General features: G+C 61.2%; 19 protein-coding genes. 10 read left to right on the forward strand and 9 right to left on the reverse strand.

All coding sequences use genetic code 11. The annotated features are described in order from the left end of the window. The first annotated feature begins 62 nt into the window (after positions 1-62). Positions 63-1,025, forward strand: a complete 963-nt coding sequence (locus FHX16_RS00330) for a dihydrodipicolinate synthase family protein (protein WP_183863148.1) — start codon at positions 63-65, stop codon at positions 1,023-1,025. 75 nt (positions 1,026-1,100) lie between these two features. Here the strand turns inward: FHX16_RS00330 and FHX16_RS00335 are convergent, their stop codons facing one another. Continuing rightward, the gene (locus FHX16_RS00335; RefSeq protein WP_183863150.1) at positions 1,101-2,138 is read right to left on the reverse strand and encodes an Ldh family oxidoreductase; all 1,038 of its coding nucleotides are present in this window, start codon (positions 2,136-2,138) and stop codon (positions 1,101-1,103) included. A gap of 148 nt (positions 2,139-2,286) precedes the next feature. Between FHX16_RS00335 and FHX16_RS00340 the strand changes: the two genes are divergently transcribed. The 9 genes from FHX16_RS00340 to FHX16_RS00380 all read left to right on the forward strand — a co-directional run bounded on the left by FHX16_RS00340 (position 2,287) and on the right by FHX16_RS00380 (position 12,584). Then, a complete protein-coding gene (locus tag FHX16_RS00340) occupies positions 2,287-3,804 on the forward strand; it encodes an aldehyde dehydrogenase (NADP(+)) (protein WP_183863152.1) in 1,518 nt (505 codons plus the stop codon). Positions 3,805-3,987: 183 nt separating this feature from the next. Beyond that, positions 3,988-4,797 (forward strand): transporter substrate-binding domain-containing protein, encoded by an 810-nt coding sequence (locus FHX16_RS00345; RefSeq protein WP_114710407.1) that lies wholly within the window; start codon positions 3,988-3,990, stop codon positions 4,795-4,797. Between the two features lie 69 nt (positions 4,798-4,866). Further along, positions 4,867-5,532: an amino acid ABC transporter permease gene (locus FHX16_RS00350; RefSeq protein WP_183863154.1), complete on the forward strand. Its 666-nt coding sequence runs from the start codon at positions 4,867-4,869 to the stop codon at positions 5,530-5,532. 12 nt (positions 5,533-5,544) lie between these two features. Continuing rightward, positions 5,545-6,198, forward strand: coding sequence for an amino acid ABC transporter permease (locus FHX16_RS00355; RefSeq protein WP_183863156.1), 654 nt, complete (start codon positions 5,545-5,547; stop codon positions 6,196-6,198). After that, positions 6,191-6,913: an amino acid ABC transporter ATP-binding protein gene (locus FHX16_RS00360; RefSeq protein ID WP_183757742.1), complete on the forward strand. Its 723-nt coding sequence runs from the start codon at positions 6,191-6,193 to the stop codon at positions 6,911-6,913. The genes FHX16_RS00355 and FHX16_RS00360 overlap by 8 nt, the downstream gene beginning before the upstream one ends. A 7-nt stretch (positions 6,914-6,920) precedes the next feature. Further along, positions 6,921-8,171, forward strand: coding sequence for an FAD-binding oxidoreductase (locus FHX16_RS00365; RefSeq protein WP_259126327.1), 1,251 nt, complete (start codon positions 6,921-6,923; stop codon positions 8,169-8,171). An 85-nt stretch (positions 8,172-8,256) separates the two neighbouring features. Beyond that, entirely contained in the window at positions 8,257-9,948 is a 1,692-nt protein-coding gene (locus tag FHX16_RS00370) for an aconitase X (protein WP_183863177.1), read from the forward strand. A gap of 9 nt (positions 9,949-9,957) precedes the next feature. Continuing rightward, entirely contained in the window at positions 9,958-10,986 is a 1,029-nt protein-coding gene (locus tag FHX16_RS00375; protein WP_183863179.1) for a trans-3-hydroxy-L-proline dehydratase, read from the forward strand. 140 nt (positions 10,987-11,126) lie between these two features. After that, positions 11,127-12,584: a lytic transglycosylase F gene (locus tag FHX16_RS00380; RefSeq protein WP_259126328.1), complete on the forward strand. Its 1,458-nt coding sequence runs from the start codon at positions 11,127-11,129 to the stop codon at positions 12,582-12,584. Between the two features lie 83 nt (positions 12,585-12,667). Here FHX16_RS00380 and FHX16_RS00385 read toward each other — a convergent pair whose 3' ends face one another. The 8 genes from FHX16_RS00385 to rfbF form a co-directional block, all read right to left on the reverse strand. Then, positions 12,668-13,651 carry an ABC transporter ATP-binding protein gene (locus tag FHX16_RS00385; protein ID WP_183863183.1) on the reverse strand — a complete coding sequence of 328 codons (984 nt, stop codon included), beginning with the start codon at positions 13,649-13,651 and terminating at the stop codon, positions 12,668-12,670. Beyond that, positions 13,644-14,651 carry an ABC transporter ATP-binding protein gene (locus FHX16_RS00390; protein ID WP_183863185.1) on the reverse strand — a complete coding sequence of 336 codons (1,008 nt, stop codon included), beginning with the start codon at positions 14,649-14,651 and terminating at the stop codon, positions 13,644-13,646. Before FHX16_RS00390 ends, FHX16_RS00385 begins: the two co-directional genes overlap by 8 nt. Continuing rightward, a complete protein-coding gene (locus FHX16_RS00395) occupies positions 14,652-15,569 on the reverse strand; it encodes an ABC transporter permease (protein ID WP_114710431.1) in 918 nt (305 codons plus the stop codon). It lies immediately after the preceding gene. After that, the gene (locus tag FHX16_RS00400) at positions 15,566-16,489 is read right to left on the reverse strand and encodes an ABC transporter permease subunit (protein ID WP_016552174.1); all 924 of its coding nucleotides are present in this window, start codon (positions 16,487-16,489) and stop codon (positions 15,566-15,568) included. The genes FHX16_RS00395 and FHX16_RS00400 overlap by 4 nt, the downstream gene beginning before the upstream one ends. A 48-nt stretch (positions 16,490-16,537) precedes the next feature. Then, complete coding sequence (locus FHX16_RS00405) at positions 16,538-18,118, reverse strand: peptide ABC transporter substrate-binding protein (RefSeq protein WP_183863187.1); 1,581 nt, start codon at positions 18,116-18,118, stop codon at positions 16,538-16,540. Between the two features lie 620 nt (positions 18,119-18,738). Further along, positions 18,739-19,968, reverse strand: a complete 1,230-nt coding sequence (locus FHX16_RS00410; protein ID WP_259126329.1) for a class I SAM-dependent methyltransferase — start codon at positions 19,966-19,968, stop codon at positions 18,739-18,741. A 4-nt stretch (positions 19,969-19,972) separates the two neighbouring features. Next, complete coding sequence (gene rfbG, locus FHX16_RS00415; RefSeq protein WP_183863191.1) at positions 19,973-21,043, reverse strand: CDP-glucose 4,6-dehydratase; 1,071 nt, start codon at positions 21,041-21,043, stop codon at positions 19,973-19,975. Next, a complete protein-coding gene (gene rfbF, locus FHX16_RS00420; RefSeq protein ID WP_183757761.1) occupies positions 21,040-21,807 on the reverse strand; it encodes a glucose-1-phosphate cytidylyltransferase in 768 nt (255 codons plus the stop codon). The genes rfbG and rfbF overlap by 4 nt, the downstream gene beginning before the upstream one ends. Positions 21,808-21,840: the final 33 nt, after the last annotated feature.

Consider the following 21,840-nt stretch of genomic DNA (forward strand, 5'->3'; position numbering starts at 1 on the left):
AAAGAGGGAGGCTCTGCACGTTTGTGTCGGCCGACTGATCAAACGGCCGAAAGGAGACCGATATGAAGGCTAAGATTTTCTCGGGCGTGATCCCCGCCCTGATGACCCCCTGCAAGCAGGATCGTACCCCCGATTTCGACGCCCTTGTCCGCAAGGGACAGGAACTGATCGTCCAGGGCATGTCGGCAGTCGTTTACTGCGGTTCGATGGGTGACTGGCCGCTCCTGACCGATGCGCAGCGCATGGAAGGCGTCGAGCGCCTGGTAAAGGCTGGCATCCCGGTCATCGTTGGGACCGGTGCCGTCAACAGCGCCTCGGCCGTTGCACATGCAGCGCACGCCCAGAAGGTAGGCGCCCAGGGCCTGATGGTCATCCCGCGTGTCCTGTCGCGTGGCTCGGTGATCGGCGCCCAGAAGGCGCACTTCAAGGCAATCCTTTCGGCTGCCCCCGATCTTCCTGCTGTCATCTACAACAGCCCCTATTATGGTTTTGCCACCCGCGCTGATCTGTTCTTTGCGCTCCGGGCCGAGCATCCTAACCTAGTCGGTTTCAAGGAATTCGGCGGCGCTGCCGATATGCGTTATGCGGCCGAGAACATCACCAGCCGCGATGATGGTGTTTCGCTGATGATCGGCGTCGACACGGCCGTCTTCCACGGCTTCGTGAACTGCGGTGCGACCGGCGCCATCACCGGCATCGGCAATGTGCTGCCCAAGGAAGTGCTGCACCTCTGCAACCTCTCGCAGGCAGCGGCTGAAGGCGATGCGGATGCCCGCCAGCGGGCGCTGGAGCTCGAGCAGGCACTGGCAGTGCTCTCCTCGTTCGACGAAGGCCCGGACCTCGTCCTGTTCTTCAAGCACATGATGGTGTTGAAGGGTGACAAGGAATACACGCTGCACTTCAACGAAACCGACGTCCTGACGGACAGTCAGCGCGGTTACGTCGAATCTCAGTTCAAGCTCTTCAACAACTGGTACGCAGAGTGGAGCAAGCTCCCCGGCGCAGTGGCGAAGTACAAGGCTTGATTTTCTAAAGCTCTCAGATCGAAAGGCCCTCCAACGGAGGGCCTTTTTGCGTTTCCGGCGGTCTCAGGTGGTGGCTCAGGCCACCGCCTCCAGGCCGAGTGCGAGCAACCGCTCGAGCTGCTTGATTTCGGCCTCGGTCAGCGTGACGCCATTGGCTTCCGATTTTGCACGCGCCACATACCGGCGCTGTGAGGGCAGGCGGGCGCCTTGGCCGACGATTGCCTCAAACAGCATCTCTGCACGCGCAAACTGATTGCCCGGCCGGCCGGCGGCGAAGGCCTCCGGCGAGAATGCAATGATCAACTCGCCGTGGAAGGGCGCAAGTGTTGTCGTGCCGAGATAGTCGAGCACCTCTGGGCTTGTCAGGTCGCCGATCATGATGCCGGCGAGCAGCTCGATCATCGTGCCGATGGCCGAGCCCTTGTGTCCGCCGAATGGCAGCATGGCGCCAGCAAGCGCAGCTTCCGGATCGGTCGTCGGGTTGCCGTCGGCATCGATCGCCCAGCCGTCCGGCAACGATTTTCCCGCCCGCCGATGCAGCTCGATTTCCCCGCGCGCGGCAACCGAGGTGGCGAAATCGAAGACATAGGGTGGCTGGCCGGCGCGCGGCCAGGCGAATGCAAAGGGGTTGGTGCCGAGCAGGGGTTTGTTGCCTCCTGTCGGTGCAACTGTCGCATAGCTCGGGCACATGACGAGACCCGCAAGTCCTTGTTCGGTAAGCGCTTCTGCTTCTGGCCACAGGGCGGAGAAGTGGGTGCAGTCGTTGATAACGAGTGCTGCCAGTCCGCATGCTCGAGCGCGCTCCGCGAGTGCCGGAAGGCCGAGTTCGAAGGCCGGATTGGCGAAGCCGCCCTTGGCGTTGACCTTTACAATCGCCAAACCCTCCTGCAGCAGCAATTCCGGAACCGCATCCGGCTTCACCTTGCCCGCTTTGACGGTACGCAACGCACCTTCGATCCGATAGATACCGTGCGACTTGCAGGCATCCCGCTCACCGGCGACAATTACGCGAGCGAGCGCACCGGCTTGGATCTCGTTGAGGCCTGCCTTGCGGAAAATTGCATCGACCCTCTCCTGCAGGGCCGCGACGGTCAGGGTGGTGTTCTCGCTCATCTTGTGTCTCTCATGGCTGGCCCGGCCGCCGAAGGCGATCGAGTGTTGAAGTTATAAATACATAGAGTATACAAAGATCCGGCATGCGCAATTCGCCTGCAGATGGATTTTCGCAAGGCGCCCCCGGCTTTCAAGGAAGGAATAGCAAATGGTCTTCACTCCCAATGGAAAACACCTCGTCGCGGGCGAATGGCTCGACGGAGCGGGTACTTTTGCATCCGCACCGGCGCATGGTCCAGTGCATCAGTTCGCCGTTGGCACGGTCGACCTGGTGAGCCGCGCCTGCGAGGCGGCCGAAGATGCCTTCTGGAGCTACGGCTACTCCACACGCGCAGAGCGGGCCGCGTTCCTTCGTGCGATCGCTGACGAGATCGAGGCGCGGGCCGAGGCAATCACGGAGATTGGTAGCCAGGAAACGGGTCTGCCGGAAGCGCGCCTGCAGGGCGAACGCGGCCGCACGACCGGCCAGTTGCGGCTCTTTGCCGATCACATCGAAAAGGGCGAATATCTTGACCGCCGCCGTGACGCGGCGCTGCCTGACCGTCAACCCGCGCCGCGGCCGGAGATCCGCCTCATTCAGCGCCCGATCGGCCCGGTGGCCGTCTTCGGTGCGTCGAACTTCCCGCTGGCCTTCTCGACTGCTGGCGGTGATACGGCCGCCGCACTAGCCGCGGGTTGCCCTGTCGTGGTCAAGGGTCACTCGGCGCATCCCGGCACCGGCGAAATCGTCGCCCAGGCGATCGAAGCTGCCATCCGCAAGACCGGTATTCATCCCGGCGTCTTCTCGCTGATCCAGGGCGGCAATCGCCAGGTCGGCGAAGCCCTGGTGCAGCATCCGCGTATCAAGGCTGTTGGCTTCACCGGCTCGCTCGCCGGCGGTCGCGCGCTCTTCAACCTATGTGCCGCACGGCCTGAGCCGATCCCGTTCTTCGGTGAACTCGGTTCTGTCAATCCGATGTTCCTTTTGCCCGAAGCGCTGAAGGCACGCGGCGAAACGCTCGGCCAGGGCTGGGCGGGATCGCTGACCATGGGTGCCGGGCAGTTCTGCACCAATCCCGGCATCGCCGTGGTGGCGGAAGGCGCCGAAGCCGATCGCTTCGTGGCCGCAACGGTTGAAGCACTGGGCAAGGTGGCGCCGCAGACCATGCTCACGGACGGCATCGCGAAGGCCTATCAGGATGGACAGGCGCGCTTTGCAACCCGCAATACGGTCAACCCGCTGTTCACCGGCGAGTCCTCCGGCCGGACGGCTGCACCCAACCTTTTTGAGACGACCGGTGCGCAGTTCCTGGCCGACCACGCCCTCGGTGAAGAGGTCTTCGGGCCGCTTGGCCTTGTGGTTCGCGTTAAGACGATTGATGAGATGGAGCAACTGGCGCGCGGCTTCGAAGGTCAGTTGACGGCGACGATCCACATGGATGCCGGCGACATCGCCGACGCCCGCCGTCTGCGCCCAGTGCTCGAGCGTAAGGCGGGGCGCGTCCTTGTCAACGGTTTCCCGACGGGCGTCGAGGTCGTCGATTCCATGGTCCATGGCGGCCCCTATCCGGCTTCGACGAACTTCGGAGCAACCAGCGTCGGCACGATGTCGATCCGCCGCTTCCTGCGGCCGGTCTCGTACCAGAATATGTCGGAAGATCTTCTGCCTGAGGATTTCCTCGGCTGATTTTCATCGAGAGGTAGAAAAGCAAAGGGCGGCCACTACTTGGCCGCCCTTTTTGTCGACATGATCGCTATTCGTCTTATACTTTTTGCATACTTGATGTATTTTAAGATTGATTTGCGCGCGCTGAAGAGGAATAGTGCGCCTCGCTGTCCATCGACAAATCCAACTCTGGGAGAGAGAAAAATGAAAACCTCGGTCCTCGCTTTCGGCCTTCTGGCCGCCGCCACCCTCCTGACCAGCCCGGCCAAAGCCGACAAGCTGGACGACATCATCGGTTCGGGCACGCTGCGCTGCGCCGTTGTGCTGGACTTCCCACCGATGGGTTCGCGCGACGAGAACAACAATCCGATCGGCTTCGACGTGGACTACTGCAACGATCTGGCCAAGGCGCTCGGCGTAACTGCCGAAATCGTCGAGACCCCGTTCCCTGAGCGTATTCCGGCGCTGATGTCCGGCCGCGTCGATGTCGGCGTCGCCTCCACCTCCGACACGCTGGAGCGTGCCAAGACCGTCGGCATGACCGTTCCCTACTTTGCCTTCGAGATGGCGGTTACCGCCAACGAGAAGTCGGGCGTGAAGTCCTTCGAAGACATGAAGGGCAAGGTTGTCGGCGCAACCGCTGGCACCTACGAAGCGATCGCGCTCGAACAGCAGGTGAAGGCTTGGGGTGTCGGCGAGTTCCGTCCTTACCAGACGCAGGCCGACGTGTTCCTCGCACTGAGCCAGGGCCAGCTTGACGCCACCGTCTCGACCTCGACCGTTGCTCAGGCCAACGTCAAGACCGGCAAGTTCCCGGGCATCGCAGTGGTCGGCAAGGCGCCGTTCGATATCGACTACGTCGCGCTCTTCACCAACCGTGAGGAGTACGGCCTGGTCAACTACCTGAACCTGTTCATCAACCAGCAGGTTCGCACCGGCCGCTACGCCGAGCTCTACAAGAAGTGGGTCGGCGGCGACGTCCCGTCGCTCGCGGTCAACGGCGTTTACCGCTAATCTGGACCGTTTCTCCCGCGGCGCGAGGTCATCCCTCGCGCCGTAGCTTTACGACAAGGTGAGACGGTCATGTTTAACTACACCTTCCACTGGAACCAAGCGCTCAAGGCATTGCCACAAATGCTCGACGGCGCGCTGGTCACGCTGCAGATCGCGCTCCTGTCCATGATTATCGGACTGGCGTGCGCGCTTGCACTGACCTTGTTCCGACTCTCCGGCAACCGCATTCTCGCTGGCTTTGCCACTGCCTGGGTCGAGATCGCGCGAAACACACCTGCGCTCTTCCAGATCTACATGGCCCATTTTGGCCTTGGCAATTTTGGCATTCACCTCACGCCGTTTACCGCGCTCCTGGTTGGCATTGCCTTTAACAACGCCGGTTACTTGGCAGAGAATTTCCGTGGCGCACTGAAGGCGATCCCGGACACACAGACACGCGCCGGGCGCTCGCTTGGCATGACGTCCATGCAGGCGTTTCGACTGATTGTCCTTCCGCAAATGCTGCGCGTGGCGTTCCTGCCGGCGACCAACCAGATGGTCTGGGCAGTTCTGATGACCTCGCTCGGCGTGACCGTCGGCATGAACACCGATCTCGCCGGCGTGACGCAGGAGCTGAATGCGCGCTCTTTCCGCACCTTTGAATTCTTCGCCTTGGCCGCGGTGATCTACTACGTCATCGCCAAAGTTCTGACCCTTGCCGCCCGGGCACTTGCCTGGCGCATGTTCCGCTACTGAGAGAGGTGAGAGATGTTTGGTACTGCCCTCACCTGGGGTGATCTGGCCTTCCTGGCGCAAGGCGCGGGGATGACGCTCGCGGTCACCGTTGTTTCGGTCGCGGCCGGAACCGTCCTCGGGATCCTCTTCGGGATGATCCGCGTCGAACTCGGACCCTACTGGTCCGCACCGCTGACCTTCGCTCTCGACGTCTTCCGCTCGGTGCCTTTGTTGATCCAGCTTGTGCTCGGCAATGCCTTGCAGTCGATCATGCGGCTTGGCTGGCCTCCGTTCACGACCTCCTGCGTTGTGCTGTCGCTCTATACGGCTGCCTACTGCACGGAAATCGTCCGCGGTGGAATTTCTTCGGTGCCGCCGACCACACGGCGTGCTGCCCGGTCGCTCGGCATGACCTGGTCGCAGGATATGCGCTACATTGTCATGCCGCTTGCGACACGCGTTTCGCTGCCGTCCTGGATCGGCCTGACGCTTGGCGTCATGAAGGATTCCGCGCTGGTACTTTGGCTCGGCCTGATCGAGCTGCTGCGCGCCTCGCAGATCCTCGTGACCCGGCTGCAGGAACCGTTGTTCATCCTGATGATCTGCGGCGCCGTCTACTTTATTATCAGCTTCCCCATCGCCCGGATTGGCGGGTATCTCGAAAAACGGTGGTCCCCCAATGATTGAGATTGAAAACGTCCGCAAATCCTTCGGCTCATTGGAGGTCCTGAAGGGCATCAACCTCACTGTCCCCAAGGGCGAGGTACTGACCATCATCGGTGGTTCCGGCTCGGGAAAGTCGACATTGCTCACCTGTATCAATGGTCTCGAAGCCATCGATAGCGGCCGTATCGTTGTTGACGGCACGGATGTCCATGCCAAGGCGACCGACCTGAACAGGCTCCGCCGCAAGCTCGGTATCGTCTTCCAGCAGTGGAACGCGTTCCCGCATCTGACGGTGCTGGAAAACGTCATGCTCGCGCCCAGAAAGGTGCTCGGCCTTCCCAAGGCAGAAGCCGAAGCGATGGCTGTAAAGCAGCTTACCCACGTCGGCCTGGGGGAGAAGCTGAAGGTCTATCCGAACCGCATGTCCGGTGGCCAGCAGCAGCGCATGGCGATTGCGCGCGCGCTCGCCATGTCGCCGGAATACATGCTGTTCGACGAGGTCACCTCGGCGCTCGACCCGCAGCTCGTCGGCGAAGTCCTCGACACGCTGCGCATGCTCGCCTCCGAAGGGATGACGATGATCTGCGTCACGCACGAAATGAAGTTTGCGCGTGAGGTTTCCGATCGCGTCGCTTTCTTCCACAAGGGTGTGATGGCTGAGATTGCTCCGCCGGAAGAGCTGTTCGGTGCGCCGAAGGATCCGGAGCTGCAGGCATTCCTCGCTGCCACTCACTGAGGCGATGATGAACGATCAAACCCAACCTGATGTGATCGTGATCGGCGCTGGAGTCGTTGGGCTTTCCGCGGCGATCGCAGCGCAGGCACGGGGCCTTTCCGTGGTCGTACTCGATCGCGAAGGTCCCGCTGCCGGAGCATCGGCAGGCAATGCCGGAGCCTTCGCCTTTACCGACATCCTGCCGCTCGCCTCACCCGGCATCCTGAAGAAGGCGCCGAAGTGGCTGCTCGACCCGCTCGGGCCGCTTTCGGTGCCGCCGGCCTATGCCTTGCAGATCGCACCATGGATGCTTCGGTTCTGGCGGGCCTGTGCGCCCAGTTGTGTTGCCCATTCGACCGCAGCGCAAACCGCGCTGATGGATCTTTCGAAAGCCGAGCTCGAACCGTTCCTGCAGCAGACCGGCACCGCCGCCATGCTGCGCAAGGACGGTAATCTTCAGGTCTATGAAGGCGGGGCCGAGTTCAAGGCCTCGCTTCCCGGCTGGAAGGCGCGCGAAGCGCACGGTGTCGAGTTCCACCACCTCGATGCGGCTGGGATCGCGGAGATCCAGCCCGGCCTCGCGACGCGTTTCACCCATGGGACCTTCACGCCCGGCTGGTACTCGATCGCCGATCCCAAACTCTATACCCTGGCTTTGGCAGATCACTTCCGTGCCATGGGCGGCACGATCGAGCGCGTCGAAGTTACAGCCTTGCGTCCCGCCGAGGGTGGTGTCGATGTTCTGAGCGTCGGCGGCAGTTTGCGACGGGCCGCACAGATCGTGTTGTCGGCAGGCGCCTTTTCCCATCAAGTGGCGCGCACGATCGGCGAGAAGATTCCGCTCGAAACCGAGCGTGGCTACAATACCACGCTTCCTCCCGAGGCTTTCGACCTGCGCACGCAGATTACCTTCGGCGGTCACGGTTTTGTCGTTACCCGGCTATCGACGGGGATTCGCGTTGGTGGCTCCGTCGAACTCGGAGGGCTGAAGCTGCCGCCGAATTTCCAACGCTCGGAAGCGATGCTGGAGAAAGCTCGCAGCTTCCTGCCCGGGTTGAAGCCGCACGGCGGTGTGCAATGGATGGGGTTCCGTCCGTCTTTGCCCGACAGCCTGCCCGCCATCGGCCACGCCCGCGATACGCAGCGGGTGATCCATGCTTTCGGCCACGGCCATCTCGGCCTCACGCAGTCGGCAGGCACCGCACGCATCGTCGCGGATCTGTTGACTGGCAAGAAGCCCGCGATCGACATCGCGCCCTTCTCGCCCCAAAGATTCTGACGGGGATCAAGGCGAGCGAACCGTGACGTTTGCTCGTAACATCCCCGTTGGTGAATGCCATCTCTCTCCTTGAGGCTTCGCCGACATGAAACACTCTGTACCCGATCGCAGCATTCTCGCTGGCTCTGCCCACGGTCCGGTTATCGCCACCGATGAGGCTCTGAGCTTCTGGGGTGGAGTCGACCCAGCGACCGGCTGTGTGATCGACGTACACCACCCGCTTCACGGGGCGTGCCTGACAGGCAGCATCTTGATGATGCCGTCGAGCCGTGGGTCCTGCACGGGCTCCGGCGTTCTCCTCGATCTTGTGCTGACAGGGCGCGCACCGGCCGCTCTGGTTTTTTCCGAGGCCGAGGATGTGCTGACGCTCGGTGCGCTGATCGCGTCTGAAATGTTCGGAAAGCCGCTGCCTGTCCTGCGGCTTGGGCCCGACGCCTTCTCCGCACTCTCCCGTGCGAAAACCGCCGAGATCAGCGATAAGGCCGTCGTGGCAGACGGGTTGGAGATTCCGATTGCATCTCCGGCAACCGCTGCACTCGATCTTAGCGAAGCCGACCGCGCCATGCTGAACGGACAGCAGGGCGTCGCCGTGCAGCAGGCCATGCGCATCATCAGCGCCATGGCAGCGCAGCAGGGCGCGCACGGACTTGTCGATGTCACGCAAGGCCACATCGACGGCTGCATTTATGCGAGCCCGGCCAATCTCACCTTCGCGGAAAAGATGGCCGACATGGGGGCGCAGGTTTGCGTGCCGACCACGATGAACGCCATTTCCGTCGATCGCGCCAATTGGCAGACGCAGGGCGTGCCGCAAGCCTTCGGCGACCCGGCGGCCCGGCTTGCCGATGCCTATGTCCGCATGGGCTGTCGACCGACCTTCACCTGCTCTCCTTACCTGCTTGACAGCGCGCCGCAGCCGGGCGAATCCATCGCCTGGGCGGAATCCAATGCGGTGATCTTCGCCAACACAGTGCTCGGAGCCAGAACGGCAAAGCACCCGGATTTCCTGGATCTCTGCATCGCGCTGACCGGTCGAGCGCCACTTTCCGGGGTCTATCTCGACGAGCACCGGAAGGCACGGCGGATCATCGATGTGGAGTTGCCGGCAGAGGTCGACGACGCCTTCTGGCCACTGATCGGCTATCTCGCCGGTCGCGCGGCGCCGGACCGCATTCCGCTTCTGCGCGGCCTTGGTCCCGCACAGCCGACGCTGGATGATCTCAAGGCCCTGTGCGCCGCCTTCGGCACCACCTCTGCTGCACCCATGCTGCATATCGAAGGCGTCACGCCCGAAGCTGCCGGCGCTGCCCGCGATAATGCCGACCATGCATCGATCTCCCGTGCCGACATGGCTGCGGCCTGGACCGCCCTGAACGGTGGGCCGGAGGAGGTGGAACTCATCGCTATCGGCAGTCCGCATGCCTCCTTGACCGAATGCCGCGCCTTGGCTGAAGTTCTGGCTGGTCGTCGCCGACATGCCAGCGTCGCGGTGATCGTCACTGCCGGTCGCCAGGTGATCAGTGATGCCCGCAACGAGGGTCTGCTCGGCAGGTTGGAGGATGCGGGCGTGCAGGTTCTCCCGGATCTTTGCTGGTGTTCGATTTCCGAGCCGCTGTTTCCGACGCGGACCCGTGCCCTGCTGACGAATTCCGGCAAGTACGCCCACTACGGCCCAGGGCTCTCCGGCCGCGCCGTTCGTTTCGGCAGCCTTGCTGATTGTGTCGAAGCGGCTCTAACGGGTCGCGTCCCCCCGCGGCTCCCCAATTGGCTTTCCTGAGGAGGTATCATGCGCAGTACCAAGACCATCCATGTCGTGTCCGCCCATGCCGAGGGCGAGGTGGGCGATGTCATCGTTGGCGGCGTCACGCCGCCGCCCGGCGAAACCATATGGGAACAAAGCCGCTGGATCGCCCGTGACGGGACGTTGCGCAACTTCGTGCTGAACGAACCGCGCGGCGGTGTCTTCCGCCACGTCAATCTGCTGGTGCCTCCGAAGCATCCCGATGCCGATGCCGCCTTCATCATCATGGAGCCCGAGGACACGCCTCCGATGTCCGGCTCGAACTCAATCTGCGTCTCCACGGTGTTGCTGGACAGCGGCATTCTGCCGATGCAGGAGCCCGTTACCGAGATCACCCTGGAAGCCCCCGGTGGCCTCGTTCGCGTGCGCGCCGAATGCCGGAACGGCAAGGCCGAGCGCATCTTCGTGCAGAACCTGCCGAGCTTTGCGGAACGACTCGATGCGAAGCTGGAGGTCGAGGGCCTGGGCACACTGACCGTCGATACTGCCTATGGCGGCGACAGCTTCGTCATCGTCGACGCCGCGGCGATGGGCTTCAGCCTGTCGCCCGACGAGGCGCATGACATTGCGAGGCTCGGCGTGCGTATCACCAACGCGGCCAACGCTGGGCTCGGATTCCACCACCCGGAAAATCCGGATTGGAAGCACTTCTCCTTCTGCCTCTTCGCAGGTCCGGTGGAGCGGACCGCCGAAGGTCTACGTGCGGGTGCAGCCGTCGCCATTCAGCCCGGAAAGGTCGACCGTTCGCCGACCGGAACCGCGCTTTCGGCGCGCATGGCGGTGTTGCATGCGCGTGGTCAGATGACGCCTGAAGATCGCCTGACGGCTGTCTCGCTGATCGGGTCGACCTTCTCCGGCCGCATTCTAGGCACCACGAAAGTCGGCGATCGCGCGGCAATCCTGCCGGAAATTTCCGGCCGCGCCTGGATCACCGGCACCCATCAGCACATGCTCGATCCGTCCGACCCCTGGCCGGAAGGGTATCGATTGACTGACACGTGGGGCGCCCGTTAACGGCTAGGCATCTCGCAGGCATGAATCCGGCAAATTGTCTTGAGCGGGAGATCTCGCTCAAGGTGTCGACCGAGTCCCACTCTGCCGCTTTGATTGTCTAATAAACGTGATAGGCTCTCGGCACCAGTTGGGGGCAGATCATGCGACATTTCCTTTTCAGCCTAGTGCTCGCAACTATGACCGTATTGTTCGGTCAGGTTGGTACGTTCGCCCAAACGAAAATCGAGATCGGCAAGATCATGCCGAAGCCGAATACAGGCGATCTCGACGCGATGACCAAGATCCGGCTTATCCGTATTCTGGTGCCGTATAGCAAGACCATCTATTTCATCGACAAGGGCCGCCAGTACGGAACGGCCGTGGAGTTCGGGACGGCCCTCGAGGCGGAGCTGAACAAGGGTAAGAAGAAGGAAATCGAGCGCATCCGCATCGCCTTCATCCCAACCGGTCGCGATCGACTGATTTCAGCCCTCAAGGAGGGCTCGGGCGACATCGTCATGGCCAATCTGACGGTGACGCCGGCGCGCCTCCAGGAGGTCGATTTCAGCGCGCCGCTCTACAGCGATGCCAGCGAGGTTTTGGTTTCCGGACCTTCTGCGGAACCGATTGCAAGCATCGATGACCTCGCCGGCAAGGAAATCCGCGTCCGCCAGACCAGCAGCTACTACGAGCATCTTCTGGCGCTCAATGAGCAATTCAAGAAAGATGGAAAGCCAGAGATTCAGGTCAAGCCGATCGACGAGAACCTCGAAGATGAAGATCTGATGGAAATGGTCAACGCCGGCCTGCTCGCCTGGACCGTTGTCGATGGATATAAGGCCGACATCTGGGCGAAGGTGTTCACGGACATGAAGGTGCATGCTGACGTCGCCGTGTCGGCGCATGGACAGATCGCCTGGGCAATCCGCAAGGGTAGCCCGCAGTTGAAAGCCGTCCTCGACAAGTTCGCCGAACAGCACAAGGTCGGCACAACGTTCGGCAACATGCTGCGCAATCGCTATTTCAAGAGCGATACGATGTTGCGGCGAGCCTATTCGCCGGCTGATGTCGAGCGCTTTAAGGACCTGGTCGAGATATTCCGCAAACACGCAGGGACGTATTCGTTCGATTATCTGATGCTCATGGCCCAGGGCTATCAGGAGTCGCAGCTCGATCAAGCGCGCCACAGCCCGAGGGGCGCCGTCGGCGTGATGCAACTGTTGCCAGCCACGGCGGCTGGCAAGGAGATCGGTATCACCGGCATCGCAAAGAGCGAGGATCGTAACGTCGAGGCCGGCGCGAAATATCTACGCTATCTGGTCAAGGTCTATATCAATGATCCCGGCATCTCAGCCCGTGATCAGCAGCTGATGGCATTCGCCGCCTACAATGCTGGTCCGGGGAATCTCCGGAAATTTCGTGCCAAGGCGAAGGATATGGGGCTCAACCCTGACATCTGGTTCGGAAACGTCGAAAACGCCGCTGCGGCCATTGTCGGGCGCGAAACGGTCCAGTACGTCAGCAATATATTCAAGTACTATGTCGCCTACAGCCTGCTGACGGAACGGGTCGAAGCGCAACGCGCTTCCATGACGGTAACGACACCAGTGAAAAACTAGCAGACTGAGCACCTCTTACGCCGGATAAAGAACAAAGGGGCCCGCGCGATGGCGGGCCGCTTGGCGTTTGTGTTAATGCCCTGTCAGCGGTCCATGTGATAACAGGCTGCTGTCTGCTCTGGCCGAACCAGCTCCGTCGGCGGCATTTCCTTGCGGCAGATATCCGTGGCCTTCCAGCAGCGCGGAGAAAACACGCAGCCTGGCGGGGGATTGAGCGGCGAGGGCGGGTCGCCTTGAAGCCGGATGCGTTGTCGGTTGCGTGCCAGCTTCGGATCAGGCACTGGTGCTGCCGAGAAGAGCGCCTGTGTGTAAGGATGCGCCGGCCGGTCAAAAACGGTGGCGCAATCGCCAGCTTCGACTACCTTTCCGAGATAGAGCACAAGCACATCGTCCGAGATCAGCCGCACAACCGAAAGGTCGTGGCTGATGAAGATCAGGGTCAGCCCGAACTCTTTGCGGAGTTTGCGCAGCAGGGTGATCACCTGCCCCTGGATCGACACGTCGAGTGCCGAGACCGGCTCATCGCAGATGATGAGCTTCGGCCGCGTCACGACAGCGCGGGCGATGCCGATACGCTGCGCCTGCCCGCCCGAGAATTCGTGCGGATAGCGGTTGATCATCTCCGGCACCAGGCCGACGGCACCCATGATTTCCCGGACGCGCGCCACGCGTTCCGCTTTGGTAAGCTTCGGCTCGAAGACGGTCAGCGGTTCGGCAATGATATCACCGACGGTCATGCGCGGGTCGAGGGAGGCGATCGGATCCTGGAAGATGATCTGCATGTCGCGGCGCGCTGCCCGCATCTCTTCGTCCGAAAGATCGAGGAGATTGCGTCCCTGCCACAGGATGCGGCCTTTCTGCGACTTCAAAAGACGCAGGATCGAGCGCCCAAGCGTGGACTTGCCGCAGCCCGACTCGCCGACGATCCCGAGCGTCCGACCTTCGCTCAGGTCAAAGCTGACATTGTTCACCGCAGTCAGCTTCATCGGTGGTCTGAAGAAGCTCTTCGACGGAATTTCAAACTGGGTGGTGAGGTTCTCGACCCTCAGAAGCGAACGGTCAGCCATGGCTCAGAACCTCCTCACGGCGCGGGAAAGGATGGAAGCAGGCCGCGGAATGGCCCTTCGCCAACATCTCAAGTTTCGGCGACGCGTCGATACAGTCGTTCTGGACCATGGGACAGCGCGGCGAGAAGCTGCAGCCCTTCGGCAGATGCTGCAGGTTGGGCGGGCGGCCGGGAATGACGGCGAGCTGATCGACGTCTTGGTCTGGCCGCGGGATGGAAGCGTGCAGCGCAGCCGTATAGGGATGCGCCGGTACCTCGAAGAGCTCGTCGACCGGTGCTTCCTCGACGATCCGCCCGGCATACATGACCGCAACGCGATCCGCGAGGCCGGCGACAACGCCCAGATCATGAGTGATCATGACAAGCGCCGTGTTCATTTCCGCGGTCAGGTCGTTGAAGAGATCAAGGATTTGGGCCTGGATCGTAACGTCGAGCGCGGTCGTCGGCTCGTCGGCAATGAGCAGCTTCGGTTTCGTCAGCAGTGCCATCGCAATGACGATGCGCTGGCGCATGCCGCCCGACAGTTCGTGTGGATAAAGGTTGAAGCGTCGCGTTGGATCAGGGATGCCGACCCGCTTCAGCATATCGAGCGCCTCGTTGGAGGCAGCGCGCGCCGTGAAGCCCCGGTGAACCTCAAGCTGCTCCGTCAATTGCCGGGAGATCCGCAGCGACGGATTGAGCGCGGTCATGGGGTCCTGGAACACCATGGCCATGTCCTTGCCGCGGACATGGTCGAGTTCCCGCGGCTTTAGCGCCAAGACGTCCTTGCCTTCCAGCAGTGCCTGGCCACTGGTGCGGCCGTTCTTGGCAAGCAGCCCCATCACGCCGAGGAAGGTCTGGCTCTTGCCCGACCCCGACTCGCCGACGATTGCGACACGCTCGCCGCGACGGATCGACAGGTTCATGTTGGATACGGCCTTTACCTCGCCATCCGGCGTCGCAAAGGTGATCGAATAGTCTCGCAGTTCGAGAAGCGTATCGTTTTTTATTTCTTGTTGCATTTATCGATCCTTCGGGTCGAACGCGTCGCGCAGACCGTCGCCGATGAAAAGCAGGCTCATCAGCAGGGCGACGAGGAAACAGGCCGGGAAGACCAACAGCCACGGCATGCTTTCCATGGCGTCGGTGCCCTCGGCAATCAGCGTGCCGAGCGATGTCAACGGTTCCTGAACACCGAAACCAAGATAGGACAGGAAGCTCTCCGTCGCGATGATTTCTGGGACCGTCAGCGCAGCAAAGATCACCACCGGCCCGACAAGGTTCGGGATGATGTGCTTGAGGATAATCTTGAAAGGCTTCTGGCCGGATGCCCGGGCCGCCTCGATGAACTCGCGGTGCTTGATTGACAGCGTCTGTCCGCGCACGATTCGGGCCATCGTCAGCCATTCCAGCGCACCGATTGCTGCAAACAGCAGGTAAACGTTGCGGCCAAACACGACCATCAGCAGGATGACGAAAAGGATGTAAGGCAGCGCATACATGATATCGACAAAGCGCATCATGATCGCGTCGAGCCTGCCGCCGATATAGCCGGAAATCGCGCCGTACAGCACCCCGATCACCACCGAAACGATGGTGGCGGTCGCCGCAACGGCAAGCGAAACACGGGTGCCGTAGAGCACGCGGGCCAGCAGGTCGCGGCCGTTCGGATCGGTTCCGAAATAGTGGCCGCTTTCCATATCAGGCGGCATCCGGAACGCCGCCCAATCCGGCTCCTCATAGTCGAACGGAATGAGGTATGGCCCAAGAAATGCTGCGAGGATGAGAAGCAGCAGCACAACGATGGCAACGACGGCCGCCTTGTTGCGGGAAAGACGACGCAGGGCATCGCCGGTGAGAGAGCGGCTCTTGTGCGAGAGCCCTTCGGCCTCGAGAAGTTCGGCCGCAAGCAGCTCTCTTTTTGCGGGATTGAGGATCATCGGTTTCTCACTTTCGGATCGAGCCACGCATAGGCGATGTCGACGAGAAGGTTCAGGATGACGATCAGCACCATGTAGAAGATGACCGTGCCGAGAACCATGCCGTAGTCGCGATTCAGCGCGGCGTTGACGAAATAGCGGCCGATGCCGGGCAATCCGAAGATGCTTTCAACGACGAGCGAGCCGGTGAGAAGGTAGCTGGCCGCCGGGCCGAGATAGGAAACAACCGGCATCATGGCGGGCTTGAGAGCGTGGCGCATGACGGTCAGCCGCGGGCCGATGCCCTTGGCTTTTGCCGTGCGGATGTAGTTCTGGTTCATCACTTCGATCATCGAGCCGCGGGTCATGCGCGAGATACGGCCCGCATGCGGCAATGCCAACACAACGATTGGGATGACGAGATATTTGAACGAGCCGTCGCCCCACCCGCCTACAGGCAACCAGCCGAGGTGGATGCCGAGAATCAGCTGCAGGATGGGCGCGATCAGAAAGTTCGGAAGAACCAGGCCGACGAGAATAAGCAGGCCGAGGACGTAGTCAGGCGCCTTATTCTGATAAAGCGCCCCAAGACAGCCGACTGTTACGCCGATGAGGATGGCAAGGATGAAGGCGAGGCCGCCGATCGTGAACGTGTAAGGCAGGCCGATCATGATCTGCTGGGCAACACTGAAGTCTTCGTTGGCAAAGGATGGGCCAAGATCGCCCTTCAGGACGTCGAAGACGTAGATCAGGTATTGTTCGATCAGCGGCTTATCGAGATTGTAGTGGGCCGCGAGGTTCTTCAGGATCACCGGCGGCAATGGCCGCTCGCCATCGAAGGGGCCGCCGGGAGCAAGGCGCAAGACAAAAAAGCTGAGTGTCACGGCGATCCACATCACGGGGATCGTCGACAGCAGGCGACGGAGTGCGTATTTGATCATGGTCGTGGATCGGCCCTTCCCACATCGAGCGGGAAGGGCCGGTGTTCCTTATTCTTTAACCGACAGCCAGCGCGTGCGATGGATGTCCTGAATGTTGTCGACGAAGCCCTGGACCTTCGGCGAAACGACGTTCTTGGAGACGTAATAGTAGAGCGGAATGGCGGCACTGTCATCGAGTGCCAGCTGTTCGGCCTGCTTGAAGATCTCCGCACGCTTCTTCAGGTCGGTCTGTGCGTTCGCTTCCTTGACCAGCTTGTCGTAGTCGGCGTTGCTCCAGCGGCCATAGTTCATCGAAACGCCGGAAACGAGCAGACCGAGGAAGTTGTCCGGATCGTTGTAGTCGGCGATCCAGCCAGCACGGCCGATTTCCACCTGGCCATGCTGCATTTCGTCGTAATGCACCTTGGTTTCGGTGTTGTAGAGCTCGATCTGGACGCCGAGCGGCTTCCACATCGAGGCGATCGCGACAGCCACGCGCTTGTGGTTGTCGTTGGTGTTGTAGCGGAGCTGTGCCTTCAGCGGGTGGTCAGGTCCGAAGCCTGCTTCCTTGAGCAGCTTCTTCGCCTCTTCCACCTTGTCCTTGTAAGGCATGTCCTTCCAGCTGACATAGGCCGGATCGCCGTAGTTCGACGTGCCCGGCGGGACCCAGGAATAGGCCGGCAGTTCGCCGGTGCCGAGGATCTTCGGGCCGATGACTTCGCGGTTGACGGCCATGGACAGGGCCTGGCGGACGCGCTTGTCGTTGAATGGCGGCTTGGTGGCATTGAGCACGTAGTAGTAGCTCGCCAGGAACGGCGTGACGTGCGCCTGACCCGGCAGGTTCTTCTTCATCCACTCGTACTGGTCGGTCGGGAAGTCGGTCATGATGTCGAATTCGCCGGCGCGATAGCGCTTCAGAGCCGCTTCCTGGTCTTCCAGCGTGAAGAACTTCACGCCGTCGATCTTCAGGTCCTTCTCGCCGTAATACTGGTCGTTCTTGACAGTCGTGACCGACGCACCCGGAATCCATTCGGTCGGCTTGTACGGGCCATTTGTGACGATGTTGCCGATCTTCACCCAGTCGGTGCCCTTTGCTTCGACCACGTGCTTTGGCAGCGGGTAGGCGGTGTAGTGCATCAGCGAGTTGATGAAGTAGGGCGTCGGGTTCTCGAGCGTGATCTCGAGCGTCTTGTCATCGATCGCCTTGACGCCGAGCTGGCTGAAATCGGTGATCTCGCCCTTGTTGATCTTTTCCGCGTTCTTGATGGTGAACTGCAGATAGGCGTATTCGGCGGCGTTCTTTGGGTCAACGAGGCGCTGGAAGGCGAAGACGAAGTCGCCCGCCGTTACCGGCTGTCCATCCGACCACTTGATGCCGTCGCGAAGCTTGAAGGTATAGACCTTGCCATCGGGGGAAACCGTCCAGCTTTCCGCCTGTCCCGGAACCGGATCATCCTTCGGATCTTCGGTGACGAGACCTTCGAAGATGTCGCCGGCAATGCGGTTTTCATAGTCGCTCGACAGCTTCTGTGGGTCGAGGGACTGCGGGTCGCCACCATTGTGGATGTTGAGTGTGGCCGCATGGGCCGAAACGGCCAGCAGCGAGCCAAACACTGCTGAAGCCAGGAATTTCTTCGTCAGAAAGTTCATATGGGGGCCACCTTTCTAGGCTTTGCGCCTTTTATTAGTCGTTTGTTCCCGTGACCAGTTTACGTTCAGGTCAGCGCGCAACCTATCGTAAAGGTCTGCCGTTGCAAGCCCCCAAATGAAATGGCGAGCGACGCCTTCTGTAGCCGTAATTTTTACGGCGCAGTCCCTCAGCCGGCTACAGAAAGAGGGATTTTGAGCCGTTCCGGCCGCGTTAATCAACAACGGCCATACTTCGGAAAATCAATCACTGGTTGAATAAGCTGACGCTAGCCGGCTCAACATTTTCTGCTGTTGCAGAGAATTGCACTGATAATTCAATGGCAAATGCGTCCCTTTGACATCTGTTTGCGACATGTAGTCGCCATTGTTTTTGAAATGTGGCGTTGTCTGAGGAGGTTCGGCGAAAGGCGCCACGCCAGAACATGCAAAAGGACTTCCGGAGGCGAAAAAGACAAACGGCGGAAACATGCCGCAGGCACGGCTGACTGCCCACTAGAGTTGCCCAGGCGATATCCACACCCGAAGAGGTTCGGCAATCTTTCGGACCTCAAAGTCCTAAGCGCAGGCGTGCGACAACAAGGGACAAGCGGTACCGTTCAGGCGCCGCTTTGCGCCGAAGGTCAAAGGATCCGCAGCGTCGGAATCGCGACGACGAAGCGTCCGCCCCGTTCCCGGATGTAGCCGTTCGACCTAACGATCTCCTCCGTCAGATTCCAGGGGAGGATGACGAGATAGTCCGGCTTTGCGGCTTCTAGGTGGCTCGGCGGATGGACAGGGATATGGCTCCCAGGCAGCAACTTGCCTTGCTTGATGTCGCTGCGGTCGACCACGAAGGCGATGTCGTCGGCGGTGACGCCGCAGACGTTGAGAAAGGTGTTGCCCTTGGCTGCGGCGCCATAGGCGGCGACCGTCTTCCCCTCGGCCTTGGCGCGAGCAAGGAAGGCCTTGAACTCCTGGCACACGCCTTCGATCCGCGATCCGAACCGCTCATACGTCGCCATCTGCTTGAGACCGAACGCCTCTTCCTTTTTCCGGAGGGCGACAAGTCTGTCCGTCACAGCACGTGTGCCCTCTGCCTTCTGTGCGAACACGCGCAATGAACCGCCGTGCGTTGGAATTTCTTCGACATCGAAGACCTTCAGTCCGCAAGCACCGAAAATGCGTTCGACGGCGAGCAGCGACATATAAGAGTAGTGCTCGTGGTAGATCGTATCGAACTGGATTCCATCGATCATCGTCAGAAGATGCGGGAATTCGAAGGTCGAGACGCCGTCGGGTTTCAACAGGATGGCGAAGCCGCCGACGAAGTCAGCGATATCAGGTACGTGCGCCAGGACATTGTTGGCGGCCGTGACGTTGGCGCGCACGCCGCTCGCGACCAGCGCCGTGGCAGTCTCCTTGCCGAAGAAAGCGACCTTGGTCGGCACGCCCCGGCTCTCGGCAATCTTTGCGGCATTTGCGGCCGGCTCCACGCCGAGCACGGTGATGCCCTTGGCGGCGAAGTATTGCAGGAGATAGCCGTCATTCGAGGCGACTTCGACCACCGTCGAATCCGCTGAGAGCCCGAAGCGCTCGGCCATCATCTCGGCATAACGCTTGGCATGCTCAAGCCAGCTCGTCGAGAACGAGGAGAGGTAAGCGTAGTCGGCATTGAAAATTTCGTCAGCCGGCACGTTCTCGGTTGTCTGAACCAGAAAGCACTCCGAGCAAACCATGACCTTCAGCGGAAAGGAGCGCTCCTTCGCAATCGCGGCCGCGTCGGGCAGAAAAGAGTTGGACCACGGTGTCGATCCAAGATCCGCGACAACGGTCGTCAGCGGCGCTGAGCAGAAACGGCATTGGTGAGACATGTGGTTAGGCGCCTTTCGTGAAAGCATCAATCTGGCCAGTGACGAGCGAGAGCGCATCTTCGCCCCGGCGCCACTGATCGTACCAGCGCGCGGCCCAGTCTATGGCTTCCGCTTGGCTCAGCCTTGCCCGCCAGGAAAGAGAACGGCTAGCCTCAGCGGGATCAAGGCCCAGCGCGTGCATCTCGCGCGGCTTGTCTGCCGCTGACGTATCCTGCCAGGTTTGCCCGAGCCCCATGGCTGTCTGGACGGATGACGCCACGACACCAACGGGGATTTGCGCTTCATCAGGCGAAGGCCCGAAATTCAGCGATTCCGCCGACGCGGCCCCGCTGTATAGCGCTTCGCAGAACAGGAAATAGCCGTTCAAGCAGTCGAGGACGTGTTGCCATGGGCGCGTCGCCAGCGGGCTGCGAATATCAAGAATCTTGCCGGCGATGGCGGCGCGGACGATGTCCGGAACCAGGCGGTCTTCCGAGAAGTCGCCGCCGCCGAGCACGTTTCCGCCGCGCGCGGTGCCGACATGCACGCCTTTTGAGCGGAAGAAGGAGTCCCTGTAGGTCGCGGCTGCAATCTCGGCCGCAGCCTTCGAGCCGGAGTAGGGGTCGTGCCCACCAAGCCGATCGGTTTCGACGAAATGCCGTCCGCTTTCGTCGTTGCTGTAGACCTTGTCGGTCGTAACAACCAGGACGGCCTTGAGCGCCTCAAGCGAACGCGCCGCCTCCAACAGGCGTACCGTCCCCATGACATTGACGTCGAAAGTGTCGACCGGCTCAAGATAACTGCGCCGAACCAGCGGCTGTGCCGCCATATGCAGGATGATATCGGGATTGCAATCGTTCAGTGCTTTGGTAAGCGTCGTTCCGTCGCGGATGTCGGCGATTGTCTCGGCGGTGAGACCAGCGCTGCCGGCAAGCCCATGCAGTGATGGCGTCGTTGCTGGTGAAAGCGCATAGCCGACCACCTCGGCGCCGAGCCGGGAAAGCCATAGCCGCGCCCACGTTCCCTTGAAGCCGGTGTGACCCGTGAGGAAGACACGCTTTCCCGACCAGAAGCGCTGATCCGGAAGCCTGCTCATGACCAGACTTTCCATGGGGCATGGCCGCTCTGCCACAGCTCTTCGAGCTGGTTCTTGTCGCGCAGCGTATCCATGGGCCGCCAGAACCCGTCATGCGGGAAGGCCATTAGTTGGCCGTCGGTGGCGAGGCTTTCGAGCGGCGCTGCCTCGAACGGCGTTAGGTCTCCCTCGATACGATCGAGCACGGACCGGTTGAGCACGAAGAAGCCGCCATTGATGCGCCCGTTATCGCCCGCAGGCTTTTCGGTGAAGCTCGTGACTTTTCCATCGTCGGTCAGCAGGGCGCCATACCTTCCCGGCGGCACGACGCTCGTCACCGTCGCCTCGCGTCCGTGCCTTAGATGAAATTCCGTCAGAGCCTTGATGTCGACGTCAGCCACGCCATCGCCGTAGGTGAGGCAGAATGTGTCATCGAGATAGTTCGCGACACGCTTCAGGCGCCCGCCGGTCATCGATCCCTCGCCTGTTTCGACAAGTGTCACGCGCCAGGGCTCGGCCTTGGTGGCGTGGTAGGTCGTCTCGCCGCGCTCCATGTCGAAGGTCACGTCTGCCGAATGCAGGATGTAGTTCGCGAAGTATTCCTTGATCATGTAGCCGCGGTAGCCAAGGCAGATCACGAAATCATTGAAGCCGTAGTGGCTATAGATCTTCATGATATGCCAGAGGATCGGACGACCTCCGATCTCGATCATCGGCTTGGGCCGCAGATGGCTCTCTTCGGAAATGCGGGTGCCGTAACCACCAGCGAGAATGACGATTTTCATGTAGGGTTCCTGGCCTGAGAACGCCGCCTCTGG

Source organism: Rhizobium sp. BK661 (assembly GCF_024808825.1).
GTDB lineage: Bacteria > Pseudomonadota > Alphaproteobacteria > Rhizobiales > Rhizobiaceae > Rhizobium.

Excerpts from the sequence above, each read along its gene's own strand:
- FHX16_RS00330 (WP_183863148.1), top strand. The coding sequence starts at position 63 with ATGAAGGCTAAGATTTTCTCGGGCGTGATCCCCGCCCTGATGACCCCC.
- FHX16_RS00395 (WP_114710431.1), bottom strand. The coding sequence starts at position 15,569 with ATGATCCTCAATCCCGCAAAAAGAGAGCTGCTTGCGGCCGAACTTCTC.
- FHX16_RS00360 (WP_183757742.1), top strand. The coding sequence starts at position 6,191 with ATGATTGAGATTGAAAACGTCCGCAAATCCTTCGGCTCATTGGAGGTC.
- FHX16_RS00345 (WP_114710407.1), top strand. The coding sequence starts at position 3,988 with ATGAAAACCTCGGTCCTCGCTTTCGGCCTTCTGGCCGCCGCCACCCTC.
- FHX16_RS00385 (WP_183863183.1), bottom strand. The coding sequence starts at position 13,651 with ATGGCTGACCGTTCGCTTCTGAGGGTCGAGAACCTCACCACCCAGTTT.
- rfbF (WP_183757761.1), bottom strand. The coding sequence starts at position 21,807 with ATGAAAATCGTCATTCTCGCTGGTGGTTACGGCACCCGCATTTCCGAA.
- FHX16_RS00405 (WP_183863187.1), bottom strand. The coding sequence starts at position 18,118 with ATGAACTTTCTGACGAAGAAATTCCTGGCTTCAGCAGTGTTTGGCTCG.
- FHX16_RS00340 (WP_183863152.1), top strand. The coding sequence starts at position 2,287 with ATGGTCTTCACTCCCAATGGAAAACACCTCGTCGCGGGCGAATGGCTC.
- FHX16_RS00355 (WP_183863156.1), top strand. The coding sequence starts at position 5,545 with ATGTTTGGTACTGCCCTCACCTGGGGTGATCTGGCCTTCCTGGCGCAA.
- FHX16_RS00365 (WP_259126327.1), top strand. The coding sequence starts at position 6,921 with ATGAACGATCAAACCCAACCTGATGTGATCGTGATCGGCGCTGGAGTC.
- FHX16_RS00335 (WP_183863150.1), bottom strand. The coding sequence starts at position 2,138 with ATGAGCGAGAACACCACCCTGACCGTCGCGGCCCTGCAGGAGAGGGTC.
- FHX16_RS00400 (WP_016552174.1), bottom strand. The coding sequence starts at position 16,489 with ATGATCAAATACGCACTCCGTCGCCTGCTGTCGACGATCCCCGTGATG.
- FHX16_RS00350 (WP_183863154.1), top strand. The coding sequence starts at position 4,867 with ATGTTTAACTACACCTTCCACTGGAACCAAGCGCTCAAGGCATTGCCA.
- FHX16_RS00370 (WP_183863177.1), top strand. The coding sequence starts at position 8,257 with ATGAAACACTCTGTACCCGATCGCAGCATTCTCGCTGGCTCTGCCCAC.
- FHX16_RS00375 (WP_183863179.1), top strand. The coding sequence starts at position 9,958 with ATGCGCAGTACCAAGACCATCCATGTCGTGTCCGCCCATGCCGAGGGC.
- rfbG (WP_183863191.1), bottom strand. The coding sequence starts at position 21,043 with ATGAGCAGGCTTCCGGATCAGCGCTTCTGGTCGGGAAAGCGTGTCTTC.
- FHX16_RS00390 (WP_183863185.1), bottom strand. The coding sequence starts at position 14,651 with ATGCAACAAGAAATAAAAAACGATACGCTTCTCGAACTGCGAGACTAT.
- FHX16_RS00410 (WP_259126329.1), bottom strand. The coding sequence starts at position 19,968 with ATGTCTCACCAATGCCGTTTCTGCTCAGCGCCGCTGACGACCGTTGTC.
- FHX16_RS00380 (WP_259126328.1), top strand. The coding sequence starts at position 11,127 with ATGCGACATTTCCTTTTCAGCCTAGTGCTCGCAACTATGACCGTATTG.